At 69.2% G+C, this 12,104-nt stretch carries 15 protein-coding genes; 10 read left to right on the top strand and 5 right to left on the bottom strand.

The window, feature by feature from the left end:
• The first annotated feature begins 3 nt into the window (after nt 1-3).
• Nucleotides 4-912, top strand: a complete 909-nt coding sequence (locus OGL92_RS03515) for a TIGR01777 family oxidoreductase (RefSeq protein ID WP_263140523.1) — start codon at nt 4-6, stop codon at nt 910-912.
• A complete protein-coding gene (gene hemH, locus OGL92_RS03510; protein WP_263140517.1) occupies nt 909-1,931 on the top strand; it encodes a ferrochelatase in 1,023 nt (340 codons plus the stop codon). Before OGL92_RS03515 ends, hemH begins: the two co-directional genes overlap by 4 nt.
• A gap of 60 nt (nt 1,932-1,991) precedes the next feature.
• On the opposite strand, the gene OGL92_RS03505 is transcribed toward hemH, so the two are convergent.
• Entirely contained in the window at nt 1,992-2,432 is a 441-nt protein-coding gene (locus tag OGL92_RS03505) for a PAS domain-containing protein (protein ID WP_263140515.1), read from the bottom strand.
• A 102-nt stretch (nt 2,433-2,534) separates the two neighbouring features.
• Here OGL92_RS03505 and OGL92_RS03500 point away from each other — a divergent pair, with 102 nt between their 5' ends.
• Together OGL92_RS03500 and OGL92_RS03495 are read left to right on the top strand one after the other, a co-directional pair.
• The gene (locus tag OGL92_RS03500; RefSeq protein ID WP_263140513.1) at nt 2,535-2,990 is read left to right on the top strand and encodes a flavodoxin; all 456 of its coding nucleotides are present in this window, start codon (nt 2,535-2,537) and stop codon (nt 2,988-2,990) included.
• Nucleotides 2,990-3,457, top strand: coding sequence for a cupin domain-containing protein (locus OGL92_RS03495; protein WP_263140509.1), 468 nt, complete (start codon nt 2,990-2,992; stop codon nt 3,455-3,457). The genes OGL92_RS03500 and OGL92_RS03495 overlap by 1 nt, the downstream gene beginning before the upstream one ends.
• 58 nt (nt 3,458-3,515) lie before the next feature.
• Here the strand turns inward: OGL92_RS03495 and OGL92_RS03490 are convergent, their stop codons facing one another.
• Nucleotides 3,516-4,397 carry a LysR family transcriptional regulator gene (locus OGL92_RS03490; protein ID WP_263140508.1) on the bottom strand — a complete coding sequence of 294 codons (882 nt, stop codon included), beginning with the start codon at nt 4,395-4,397 and terminating at the stop codon, nt 3,516-3,518.
• Between the two features lie 113 nt (nt 4,398-4,510).
• Between OGL92_RS03490 and OGL92_RS03485 the strand changes: the two genes are divergently transcribed.
• The 6 genes from OGL92_RS03485 to OGL92_RS03460 all read left to right on the top strand — a co-directional run bounded on the left by OGL92_RS03485 (nt 4,511) and on the right by OGL92_RS03460 (nt 9,060).
• Nucleotides 4,511-4,897 carry a CidA/LrgA family protein gene (locus tag OGL92_RS03485; RefSeq protein WP_263140506.1) on the top strand — a complete coding sequence of 129 codons (387 nt, stop codon included), beginning with the start codon at nt 4,511-4,513 and terminating at the stop codon, nt 4,895-4,897.
• A complete protein-coding gene (locus tag OGL92_RS03480) occupies nt 4,887-5,573 on the top strand; it encodes an LrgB family protein (RefSeq protein WP_263140504.1) in 687 nt (228 codons plus the stop codon). The genes OGL92_RS03485 and OGL92_RS03480 overlap by 11 nt, the downstream gene beginning before the upstream one ends.
• Nucleotides 5,574-5,691: 118 nt before the next feature.
• Nucleotides 5,692-6,459, top strand: coding sequence for a class II aldolase/adducin family protein (locus OGL92_RS03475; protein WP_263140966.1), 768 nt, complete (start codon nt 5,692-5,694; stop codon nt 6,457-6,459).
• Nucleotides 6,459-7,406, top strand: coding sequence for an alpha/beta hydrolase (locus OGL92_RS03470; protein WP_263140502.1), 948 nt, complete (start codon nt 6,459-6,461; stop codon nt 7,404-7,406). The genes OGL92_RS03475 and OGL92_RS03470 overlap by 1 nt, the downstream gene beginning before the upstream one ends.
• A gap of 56 nt (nt 7,407-7,462) precedes the next feature.
• Entirely contained in the window at nt 7,463-8,374 is a 912-nt protein-coding gene (locus OGL92_RS03465; RefSeq protein ID WP_263140498.1) for an SDR family oxidoreductase, read from the top strand.
• A gap of 98 nt (nt 8,375-8,472) precedes the next feature.
• Nucleotides 8,473-9,060, top strand: a complete 588-nt coding sequence (locus OGL92_RS03460) for a nucleotidyltransferase family protein (RefSeq protein WP_263140495.1) — start codon at nt 8,473-8,475, stop codon at nt 9,058-9,060.
• 74 nt (nt 9,061-9,134) lie between these two features.
• Here OGL92_RS03460 and OGL92_RS03455 read toward each other — a convergent pair whose 3' ends face one another.
• From OGL92_RS03455 to OGL92_RS03445, 3 genes are read right to left on the bottom strand one after another with little or no spacing between them, the layout of a single operon-like run.
• Nucleotides 9,135-9,245: a DUF2474 family protein gene (locus OGL92_RS03455; protein ID WP_263140492.1), complete on the bottom strand. Its 111-nt coding sequence runs from the start codon at nt 9,243-9,245 to the stop codon at nt 9,135-9,137.
• On the bottom strand, nt 9,245-10,249 hold the full coding sequence (gene cydB / locus OGL92_RS03450) for a cytochrome d ubiquinol oxidase subunit II (protein ID WP_263140485.1): 1,005 nt from the start codon (nt 10,247-10,249) through the stop codon (nt 9,245-9,247). Before cydB ends, OGL92_RS03455 begins: the two co-directional genes overlap by 1 nt.
• A complete protein-coding gene (locus OGL92_RS03445) occupies nt 10,239-11,726 on the bottom strand; it encodes a cytochrome ubiquinol oxidase subunit I (protein ID WP_263140484.1) in 1,488 nt (495 codons plus the stop codon). Before OGL92_RS03445 ends, cydB begins: the two co-directional genes overlap by 11 nt.
• Nucleotides 11,727-12,104: the final 378 nt, after the last annotated feature.

The following is a 12,104-nucleotide window of genomic DNA, read 5'->3' as shown; positions in this document are numbered from 1 at the left end:
GACATGCACATTCTATTGACGGGCGGCACCGGCCTGATCGGTCGCGGCCTGTGCCGGCGCTGGAGCGCCGAGGGCCATCGGTTGACCGTCTGGAGCCGCGACCCGGGCTCCGTCGCCGCGCGCTGCGGCGAGGGCGTACGCGGCATCGGTCGGCTGGAGGATTACGGCGACGATCCCCTGGACGCGGTGGTCAACCTGGCCGGCGCGGGTATCGCCGATCGCCCCTGGAGCCAGACCCGCCGCGCGCTGCTGCGGGCCTCGCGGCTGGCCCTCAGCAAAAGCCTGGTGGCCTGGCTGGCGCAACGGCGGTCGGGTCCGAGCCTGTTGTTGTCCGGCTCCGCAGTGGGCTGGTACGGCGACGCGGGGGATGCCGAGCTGGACGAGTCCAGCCCGCCCCGCGACCAGGGCTTTGCCAGCCGCCTGTGCGCCGACTGGGAACGCATCGCCCTCGCCGCCGAAACCGCGGAGATGCGGGTGGTGGTTCTGCGGACCGGGCTGGTCCTGGCGCGCGAAGGCGGTTTCCTCGCGCGTCTGTTGCCGCCGTTCCGGCTGGGCCTGGGCGGCCGCCTCGGCCAGGGGCGCCAATGGATGCCCTGGATTCACCTGGCGGACCAGATCGCCCTGATCGATTTTCTCTTGCGGCACCCGCAGGCGCGCGGTCCCTATAATGCGTGCGCGCCGCAACCGGTTCGCAACCGCGACTTCACCCGCGCGTTGGCGCGGGCCCTGGGCCGCCCGGCGTGCCTGCCGCTTCCCGCCTGGCTGCTGAAGGCGGGCCTGGGCGAATTGTCCGGGCTGTTGCTCGGCGGTCAGCGGGTCGTACCGCTGCGTGCCCTGCAAGCCGGTTTCGTTTTCCGTTTCAACACGCTGGAGTCGGCGCTGGCCGACCTGCTTTCCGAGGACGCCCGATGACCGAACACGCTCTGCTGCTGGCCAACCTGGGCTCGCCGGCCTCGCCCGAGGTGCCCGACGTACGCCGCTACCTCGACGAATTCCTCATGGACCCCTACGTGGTCGACCTGCCCTGGCCGCTGCGGCGCCTGCTGGTCTCGCTGATCCTGATCCGCCGGCCGGCGCAGTCCGCCCATGCCTATGCGTCGATCTGGTGGCCGGAAGGCTCGCCGCTGATCGTCCTCAGCCGACGCTTGCAGGAGGCGATGAAGGCGCGCTGGACCCAGGGGCCGGTGGAGCTGGCGATGCGCTACGGCGAACCCTCCATCGAGCGGGCGCTGGTCGGCCTGGCCCGCCAGGGCATTGGCCAGGTGACCCTGGCGCCGCTGTACCCGCAGTTCGCCGACAGCACCACCACCACCGCCGTGGAGGAGGCCCTGCGGGTGATCCGCGAGCAGGGGCTGAACCTGCAGGTGTCGGTCCTGCAGCCGTTCTACGACCAGCCCGAGTACCTGGACGCATTGGTGGCCAGCGCCCGGCCGTACTTGCAGCAGGATTTCGATCACTTGCTGCTGAGCTTCCACGGCCTGCCGGAGCGGCATATCCGCAAGCTGGTCCGCGACCCCGGCCACGACCTGCGCGCACCGAGCAGCGCCGAGGTGCGCGACGACGTGCTCGCGGTCTGCTACCGCAGCCAGTGCCTGCGCACCGCCGAAGCCTTCGCCGCGCGCGCCGGCCTGCGGCCCGAGCAATGGTCGGTGTCCTTCCAGTCGCGCCTCGGCCGCGACAAGTGGATCGAGCCCTACACCGAGGCGCGCCTGGACGCGCTGGGCAAGCAAGGGGTGAAGAAACTGCTGGTGATGTGCCCGGCGTTCGTCTCCGACTGCATCGAGACCCTGGAGGAGATCGGCCAGCGGGGTCTCGAGCAATTCCGCGAAGCGGGTGGCGAGGAACTGGTGCTGGTGCCTTGCGTGAACACCCACCCGGACTGGGTCGCGGCCCTGGATACCCTCTGCCGGCGCGCGCCGGCGATGCTCTGAGGGCTCGCCGGTGTTCCGCGGCGGCGCGTGGCGCCGCGATTCCGCCGGGTGCGCGAAGGGTCAGTCGACCGCGAAGCGCGCCTTGAGGGCGGCGAGCTCGGCTTCCAGCTCGCGTACCCGCCGTTGCGCCTCCACCTGCTCGCTGACGTCCTTCTGGATGCCGACGTAGTAGGTCAGCCGATCGCTTTCGTTGAACACCGGGGTGATCGACAGCTCGTTCCAGAAGGCGCTGCCGTCGCGGCGATAGTTGCGGATGATCTGCCGGCACGGTTGCTGGCGCTGGATCGCCTTGCGGATCGCGGCGATACCGGTCTGCTCGTGCTCGCCGTTCTGCAGGAAGCGGCAGTCCTGGTAGAGGATGTCGTCGCGGGCGTAGCCGGTGAGCCGCTCGAAGGCCGGGTTGGCGTAGATCAGGATGTTGTCGTCGCCCTCCTGTTCGGCCACCACGATGCCGTCGTTGGAGGCGTCGATCATCCGTTGCAGGAGCGTCGCGTTGATCATCGGTCGTTACCTGAAGTGCCAGTGCGGGGATTCTAAAACATCGGGACGGGCTGTCCACTTGCGGCATACTGCCCGGCGTTTCGCTTGGTTTGGGAGTTTTCGATGAAGATCGCCATTCTGTCCGGTTCGGTCTACGGCGCCGCCGAAGAGGTCGCCCGACACGCCCAGCGCCTGCTCGGCGCCGCCGGGTTGGAGACCTGGTATCACCCGCGCGCCGGCCTCGACGAGCTGTTGGCCTTCGCCCCCGAGGCGCTGCTGGTGGTCACCTCCACCACCGGCATGGGCGAATTGCCGGACAACCTGCAACCGCTCTACCACGCCCTGCGCGACCGCCTGCCGGCCTGGTCCGGGCGGCCCGGCGCGGTGATCGGCCTGGGCGATTCCAGCTACGGCGATACCTATTGCGGCGGCGGCGAGCAGATCCGCGAGCTGTATGCCGAGATGGGCATCCTCGAGGTGCTGCCGATGCTGCGCCTGGACGCCAGCGAAAGCGTCACCCCGGAAACCGACGCCGAACCCTGGCTGGCCGAACTGATCGGTCTGTTGCGCGGCCGCTGATGGACCCGCGCGCCGCCGAACTCATCGAGCGCCTGGCGCTGACCGCGCATCCCGAAGGGGGCTACTACCGGCGGGTCTTCGAGTCGGTGCAGCGCCTGCCCGGCGGGCGCCGCTGTTCTTCGGCGATCCTCTTCCTGTTGCCCGCCGGCGTGGCCAGTCGCTGGCACCGGGTGGACGCCGACGAGCTGTGGCATTTCTATGAAGGCGAGCCCCTGGAACTGTTGGTCGCCGAGACCCCGCACAGCGTGCGGCGCGAGCGCCTCGGCCCGGTGGACGAGCGGAGCCTGCCGCAACGGGCGGTGCCGGCCTGTGCCTGGCAGGCGGCGCGATCGCTGGGCGCCTACGCGCTGGTGGGGTGTACGGTGGCGCCGGCGTTCGACTTCGCCGGTTTCCGCCTGCTCGCCGACGATCCCCAGGCGCAGTTGGAATGGCCGCTGCTAAGCGGCCCCTACGCCGAGTTGATGTAGCCGATCCTGCGCCCGCAGCCGGGCGTCCAGGCGCCCTTGCAGGCGCCACGGGCCCGCTTCAGGCCGCGGGGGTCTCCCGCAACAGCGCGAGCCAGGCCCGCGCCGCGTGGGACAGGTAGGCGCCGCGCCGCCAGATAAAGGCGATGTCCCAGCGCAAATCCGGCGATTCCAGGGTCAGGCGCACCACGCCCGGGCGCTCCAGCGCACGGGCGACCACCCGCGGCAGCAGCACCACGCCCTGGCCGGCGGCCACCAGGGCGACGAGGAAGTCGGCCTGGCCGCTGCGGCCGCCCTCGCGGGGGACGAAGCCGGCCTGGCGGCAGGCTAGCAGCAGGCGGTCGTTGAGGGTGAAACTCTGCTGATAGAGCAGGAAGGGCGTCTCGGCCAGGCGTTCCAGCGGCAGGCTGGCACAGCCGGCCAGTGGGTGATCGGCGGGCAGCAGGATATCCAGCGGCTCGTTGCAGAAGGGCTGGCAGGCGAACTGCGGGTCGTCCGGCTGGAGCCCCGCGCCGAGGTCGAGCTCGCCGTTCAGCACCGCCTGCTCGATGCCCTTGCTGCCGGCCTCGACCAGTTGCACCGAAATCTGCGGATAGCGCCGGCGGTATTCGGCGAAGGGCGCGGCGAACAGGGCATCGCTGCCGAGCATCGGCAGGCCCAGGCGCAACTCGCCCTGGGCCAGTTGACTGAGGTCGTCCAATTCGCTCAGCAGCTCCTGGCGCAGCCTCAGCAGGTGTTCGGCATGGCGCTGCACCACCTGGCCGGCATCGGTCAGGCGAACCTGCGGGCCCAGGCGCTCCAGCAAGCGCACGCCGAGGCTGTGTTCGAGCTGCGCGACTTGCTTACTGATCGCCGACTGGCTGGCGTGCAGGACCTTGGCCGCCTGGGTGAAGCCGCCCTGGCGCACCACCTCGGCGAAGCTGCGCAGGTGTTTGAACTCCATGAAGACCTCATCGATGGGGTGGTATTCCGCTTTGGAATCCGAACGAGTCTAACAATTCGCTTTTGGGATGGTAGACGGCTTTTTACACTGCAGGCTCCTTCGAGGCCGCCGCCATGAATCTTGTGCGCTTCCTGCGTTTCACCCGTCTCTGTGCCGAACTCGCAGCCCTGCTGGGGCTTTACGGGTTCGGTTGCGCCCTGGCCGCTTGGTTGCACTGGCCGATCCCCGGTGGCGTGGTGGGGCTCGGCCTGCTCCTCGCCGCCTTCGCCAGCGGCTGGGTCGAGCCCGCGGCCCTGCGCCTGGGCGCCGGCCTGCTGATGGCGGAAATGCTGCTGTTCTTCATTCCCGCCCTGATGAGCCTGCTGGATTACGGCGCGCTGCTGCGCCAGAGCGGCTGGCGCATCCTGCTGGTGATCGGCAGCAGCACGCTGCTGGTGATGCTCGCCACCGCGCTGACGGTGGAGGCGGTCTGCCGCTGGGGGCCGCATCATGAGCCTTGAACCCATGCCGCTGTTCTGGCTGGCCCTGACCCTCGGCGGCTACCTGTTCAGCCGGTGGTTATACCGGCGCAGCGGTCGTTACCTGCTGTCGCCCCTGCTGCTGGTGCCGGCCTTGCTGTTGGCGGTGGCCGTGCCCTTGCGCACCGGCTATGCCGAATACGCCAGCAACACCCACCTGTTGATGCTGTTGCTCGGCCCGGCGACGGTGGCGTTCGCCGTGCCCATCTGGGAGCAGCGCGCCTTGCTGGCGCGGCATTGGCCGGCTCTGTTGCTGGGCATGCTGGCGGGCAGCTCGGTGGCCATCGCCAGTTCCTGGGGACTGGCCAATGCGCTGTCCCTGGACGGCGCGGTGAGCCGGTCGTTAGTGCCGCGCTCGATCACCACGCCCTTCGCCATGCCGGTGGCCCGCGACCTGGGCGGTATCCCCGAACTGACCGCGGTGTTCGTCATGCTCACCGGCGTGTTCGGCGCCCTGACCGGCGGCCTGCTGCTGAAGTGGTTGCCGCTGCGCAGCAGCCTGGCGCGTGGCGCGCTGTTCGGCGTCGGGGCCCACGGCGCCGGCGTGGCGCGGGCCCACGAGGTGGGCGGCGAGGAGGGCACGGTGGCCGGACTGGTGATGGTGCTGATGGGGCTGCTCAACCTGTTCGCCGCGCCGCTGCTGGCGCACTGGCTGTGAGGCTGACCCACAGGGCCACTAAGCTGGCTGCCAAGGCGACTACCCTCGGCAGGAGCGACCGCTAGACTCCAGGGCACAACGACAAGATGCCCAGGAGGCCCGATCCGTGAACGCTCAAATGCCCTTTCCGTCCCCGCTGGAAAACCAGGTGTCCGCCGCCGAATGGCAGGCCCGCGTCGACCTCGCCGCCTGTTACCGGCTGATCGCCCTGTATGGCTGGGACGACCTGATCTTCACCCACATCTCGGCCAAGGTGCCCGGCACCGAGGATTTCCTGATCAACCCCTACGGGCTGATGTTCCATGAAATCACCGCCTCCAGCCTGGTGAAGGTGGACCTGGAGGGGCGCAAGCTGATGGACAGCCCTTACGAGATCAACCCGGCCGGCTACACCATCCACAGCGCGGTGCACGAAGCGCGGCCGGACGTCGGTTGCGTGCTGCACATCCATACCGCCGCGGGCATCGCCGTGTCGGCGCAGAAGCAGGGCCTGCTGCCGTTGTCCCAGCAATCGCTGTTCGTGCTCGCCAGCCTGGCCTACCACGGCTACGAGGGCGTGGCCCTGCACCACGAGGAGAAGGCGCGGTTGCAACGGGACCTGGGGGAGAAGAACTTCATGATCCTGCCCAACCACGGCCTGCTCACCGCCGCCGGCAGCATCGCCGACGCCTTCCTGATGATGTTCACCCTGCAACGCGCCTGCGAGATCCAGGTGCTGGCCCAGGGCAGCGGCGCCGAACTCATCCACATCCCGCAGCAGGTGCTCGACGGCGCCAAGGCGATGATCGCCGGGGTGATGCGCAGCCCGCAGGGCATGGGCGGCGCGCTGCCCTGGCCGGCCCTGCTGCGCAAGCTGGATGCGCAGAACCCGGGCTACGCCGCCTGATGGCGCTGCCCGGCATCGCCCTCGACGCCTGGCGCGCCGCCGGCCACGACCTGGATCTGGGCGGGCGGCGCATCCGCTACTGGTGCGCCGGAGCGGAGGACGCCGAACCGTTGTTGCTGATCCACGGCTTCCCCACCGCCAGCTGGGACTGGCACCGCCTCTGGCAGCCGTTGGCGCAGCGCTACCGGCTGCTGGCCTGCGACATGCTCGGTTTCGGCGATTCGGCCAAGCCCCGCGGGCATGCTTATAGCCTGCTGGAACAGGCCGACGTGCAGCAGGCGCTGCTCGCTCACCTGGACATCCGCCATCCGCTGCATCTGCTGGCCCACGATTACGGCGACAGCGTCGCGCAGGAATTGCTGGCGCGGCACGAGGAGGGACGGCTGCGCCTGGCCAGTTGCGTGTTCCTCAACGGCGGGCTGTTCCCGGAGACCCATCGCCCGGTGCTCAGCCAGAAACTCCTGCTCGGCCCGCTGGGTCCGCTGGTGGGTCGCCTGTTCAACCGCCGCAGCCTGGCGCGCAATTTCCGCCGGATATTCGGCCCGGACACCCAGCCGAGCGAAGTGGACCTGGACGCCTACTGGCGGCTGATCGCCGAGCACGACGGCCCGGCGGTGATGCATCGCTTGATCCGCTACATCCCCGAGCGGCGCGTCCAGCGCGAGCGCTGGGTGACGGCGATGCAGCGCACGCGGGTGCCGCTGCGGGTGATCGACGGGGCGCTCGATCCGATTTCCGGCGCGCACATGGTGGCGCGCTACCGGGAATTGATCGTCCCCGCGGACAGCGTGCTGCTGGACGGGATCGGCCATTATCCCCAGGTCGAGGCGCCGGAGGCGGTGCTGGCGCATTACCTGGCGTTCCGCGAAACCCGGGCTCGATTGGCGGGAGAGGGTCCATCCCCCGGCCTTATCGACGGGTATTCAGCGCCGCCGTCTTCGTTGTGAGCCCGGCGCGGCCTGGCGACACTCCGGGTCTTTCCCCCTCGCCAGGAGTGCGTCCCATGCGTGAAGCCGTCCGTTTCGAAGACCAGGTCGTGATCGTCACCGGAGCCGGCGGCGGCCTCGGCCGCGACCACGCATTGCTGTTCGCCCGGCACGGCGCGCGGGTGGTGGTCAACGACCTGGGCGGCAGCACCCACGGCGAAGGCGCCAATGCCTCGGCGGCCGACAAGGTGGTCGCGGAAATCCGCGAGGCCGGCGGCACCGCGGTGGCCAGCCACGACTCGGTGACCGACGGCGAGCGCATCGTCCAGGCCGCCCTGGACAACTTCGGCCGCGTCGACGTGGTGGTGAACAACGCCGGGATTCTCCGCGACAAGACCTTCCACAAGATGGAGGACGCCGACTGGGACCTGGTCTACCGGGTTCACGTCGAGGGCGCCTACAAGGTCACCCGGGCCGCCTGGCCGCACCTGCGCGAGCAGAACTACGGGCGGGTGATCTTCACCGCCTCCACCTCCGGCATCTACGGCAACTTCGGCCAGAGCAACTACGGCATGGCCAAGCTCGGGCTCTACGGCCTGACCCGCACCCTGGCCATCGAAGGCCGCAAGAACAACATCCTGGTCAACGCCATCGCGCCCACCGGCGGCACCCGGATGACCGAAGGGCTGATCCCGCCCCAGGTCTTCGAGCAACTCAAACCCGAACTGGTCAGCCCGCTGGTGGTGTACCTGGGCAGCGGCGCCTGCCAGGACACCTCTGGGCTGTTCGAGGTGGGCGGCGGCTGGATCGGCAAGGTCCGCTGGGAGCGCAGCCTCGGCGCCGGTTTCGACCCGCGTGCCGGCTTCAGCCCGGAGGACGTGGCCGCCCAGTGGCAGCGCATCTGCGACTTCGAGGGCGCCGCCCACCCGGCGGACAACCTCGAGGCGCTCAAGGAAATGATGGAGAACCTGCAGCGCTACGCCTCCTGAGTGCGGAACCGGCGGTAGGGTCCATGGCAGGCTGCCGGCGATGAGGGCCGCCGATGCCGCGGGTGTCGTCCGCGGCGCGCCCTGGGTAGACTGCCGGGATGCTGCCTGACACCGATGTGATCGCCCTGATTCTCGCCGCCGGACGCGGACGCCGCTTCGGCCGCGACAAGCGCCTGGCGCGCCTGCCCGACGGCACCCCGTTACTGGCCGCCAGCCTGGCCCAGGCACGGCGCTGCTTCGCCGAGGTGGCGGTGGTGCTGCGCGAGGACGACGACGCCCAGGCCTTGGGCATCCCGGCGGAGGTGCGGGTGATCCGCTGCGCCGAGGCCGACTTGGGCATGGGTCACAGCCTGGCGGCCGGTGCCCGCGCCCTGCGCGAGCGCCCCGCGCGGGCACTGGCGGTGCTGCTCGGCGACATGCCCTGGATCGCCGAAGGCAGTCTCAGGCGCCTGGCGTGCGCCGCCGAGGCTACACATATCCTGTTTCCCCGCTACCGCGGCGAGCGCGGCCATCCGGTGCTGTTCGGGCGGCTCTTCTGGGGCGCGCTGGAGACCCTGGAGGGCGACCGCGGCGCGCGCGAGCTGCTGCAGGAGCGGCCCGAGTGCTGCGTCGCGATCGACCTCGACGATCCTGGCGTGCTGCGCGATGTCGACAGCGAAGCCGCCCTGGCTCCGGAAACCTCCTGAGCTGGGCGGCGCTTATGGATGCGCGGCTCGCCGGCTGGTTCGCGGCGGCGCGGTTAGGGCCTTCGAGCCGGCGCTCAGGCCAGGCCCATGCCCAGCTTGATCAGGTAGGCCAGCGCGGTGACCGCCAGCACGCCGCCCAGCCAGAGCCCGGCGAACCAGGCCAGGCGCTGCCACAGCGGGCGCATCAGTGGTACCCCTCGCCCAGCTTGATCTTGCCGCGGAACACGTAATAGCTGTAGGCCGTGTAGATCAGGATGACCGGCACCATGAAGGTCACGCCCACCAGGGTGAACGCCTGGCTTTTCTCCGGTGCCGACGCTTCCCAGATGCTCAGCGACGGCGGCACGATGTTCGGCCACACGCTGATCGCCAGGCCGGCGTAGGAGAGGGCGATCAGGGTCAGGGTGAGCAGGAACGGCTGCTTGTCCGCGCGCACCGCCACCGCCCGCACCAGCCCGAGCACGGTGATCGCCACCAGGGTCGGCACCGGCATGAAGTAGAACAGGTTGGGCAGGGTGAACCAGCGCTGGGCGATGGCCTGGTGGGCCAGCGGCGTCCACACGCTGACCACCGCGATGAATAGCAGCAGCACGCAGGTCAGCGGCACCACCAGCTTGTACATGTGGCGTTGCAGGCGGCCCTCGGTCTTCATGATCAGCCAGGTGCAGCCCAGCAGGGCGTAGCCGCAGAGCAGCGCCGCGCCGCAGAACAGCGGGAAGGGCGCCAGCCAGTCGAAGGCGCCGCCGGCGTAGGCGCGGTTGGCCACCGGGATACCGTCGATGAAGGCGCCCAAGACCACGCCCTGGGCGAAGGTGGCGACCATCGAACCGCCGATGAAGGCCGCGTCCCACACGTAGCGGGTGCGCTTGGCCTTGAAGCGGAACTCGAAGGCCACGCCGCGGAAGATCAGCGCGATCAGCATCAGGATCAACGGCAGGTAGAGCGCCGTCAGCACCACCGAGTAAGCCACCGGGAAGGCTGCGAACAGGCCGGCGCCGCCGAGCACCAGCCAGGTTTCGTTGCCGTCCCAGATCGGCGCCACGCTGTTCATCATCACGTCGCGCTCTTCGTGGTCGCGGATGAACGGGAAGAGGATGCCGATGCCCAGGTCGAAGCCGTCCATCACCACGTACATGAAGATGCCGAAGCCGATGATGGCGGTCCAGATCAGCGGAAGATCAATGGTCATCGCCGCGCTCCTTGTCGTTCGAGGGATGCATGCCCCGGTCCTCGGCGGCGACCCCGGGACCGTCGTCCACGTCGTCGTCGGCCGCGGAGATCGGTCGCGCCGGCGTGCGGGTGTGTCCCGGCCCGCCGTCCGGTCCGCCGGACTGGCGCGGATCGATGCTGCCGGCGCGTTGCGGCCCCTTGCGCATCATCCGCAGCAGATAGGTGATGCCCACGCCGAACACCGCCAGGTAGACCACCACGAAGGCGCTCAGGGTCAGGCTCATCTGCCCGACGCTGTGGTTGGACACCGCGTCGGAGGTGCGCAGCAGGCCGTAGATCACCCAGGGCTGGCGGCCCACTTCGGTGGTCACCCAGCCGGCGAGCAGCGCCAGCAGGCCGGCGGGGCCCATCGCCAGGGCCAGCCAATGGAACGGCCGCGCCTCGTAGAGGCGACCGCGGGCGCGCAGGTACAGGCTGATCACGCCGCAGAGGATCATCAGCAGGCCGAGGCCGACCATCACCCGGAAACTCCAGAACACGATCAGCGAATTCGGCCGGTCTTCCTTGGGCCAGGCCTTCAGGCCCTTGATCTCGCCATCGATGTCGTGGGCCAGGATCAGGCTGCCGAGGCGGGGAATGCCCAGGGCATAGCGGGTGGTTTCGGCCTGCATGTCGGGGATGCCGAACAGCAGCAGGGGGATGCCGCGCTCGGTTTCCCAATGGCCTTCGATGGCGGCGATCTTCGCCGGCTGGTGCTTGAGGGTGTTGAGGCCGTGGAAGTCGCCGACCACCGCCTGTACCGGGGCCACCAGCAAGGCCATCCACAAGGCCATGGAGAACATCACCCGGGTCGCCGGATCGCGCTTGCCCTTGAGCAGGTGCCAGGCGCCGGTGGCGCCGACGATGAACGCGGTGCTGAGGAAGGCGGCGATGGCCATGTGCGCCAGGCGATAGGGGAAGGATGGGTTGAAGACGATGTCGAACCAGCTCTCTGGGTAGAACACCCCGTCGACGATGCTGTAGCCCTGCGGCGTGTGCATCCAGCTGTTGGACGAGAGAATCCAGAAGGTGGAGATCAGGGTGCCGATGGCCACCATCAGGGTGGCGAAGAAGTGCAGGCCTTTGCCGACCTTGTTCAGGCCGAACAGCATGATCCCGAGGAAACCGGCCTCGAGGAAGAACGCGGTGAGCACCTCGTAGGTCAGCAGCGGCCCCATGATGCTGCCGGCGCGGGCCGAGAGCTCGCTCCAGTTGGTGCCGAACTGGTAGCTCATCACCACCCCGGACACCACGCCCATGCCGAAGGTCACCGCGAAGATCTGCAGCCAGAACCGGTAGAGGTCGTAGTAGACGTCCTTGCGGGTCTTCAGCCAGAGCCCCTCCAGCACCGCCAGGTAACTGGCCATGCCGATGCTGATGGCGGGGAAGATGATGTGGAAGGAGATGGTGAAAGCGAACTGGATACGGGCCAGTTCAAGGGCGCCCAGGCCAAGCATGCATATCCCCTAGGGTGTGTTGATCTCGGTCAATCATCCGCGCTTTTCGCGCATAGGCGCAGCGGGCCGATTGTCGCAGGTGGCGTTTCCGCGCGGGTCATGGATTGGTTCGCCCGCTTCCGTTGGAGTTCCCGATGTTTCTGCGCGGGCCAATCGCGCGCGCCAGGGGCGGACACCGGGACGACTGCCCGATTGGCTTCGGCAGCCCCCATCGGGAGCGCGGGCCCATGGAAATCCACCGCCGCTTCACCCCTCCGGCCGCTTGCCACGCGCAATCCGTAGGGTGGATGACGCTTCACCCGTCCACCGCACCATGGCCCCCAAGCCCGCTGCCAACCTCGAAAGCCCGTACGGCGCGGCCGCCACCTGTCCGCCACC

This window comes from Pseudomonas sp. RIT-PI-AD (genome assembly GCF_025642785.1).
Classification (GTDB): Bacteria; Pseudomonadota; Gammaproteobacteria; order Pseudomonadales; family Pseudomonadaceae; genus Pseudomonas_T.
The sequence above is the reverse complement of the archived record's forward strand: the minus strand, read 5'-3'. Positions and strand labels throughout refer to the sequence as shown.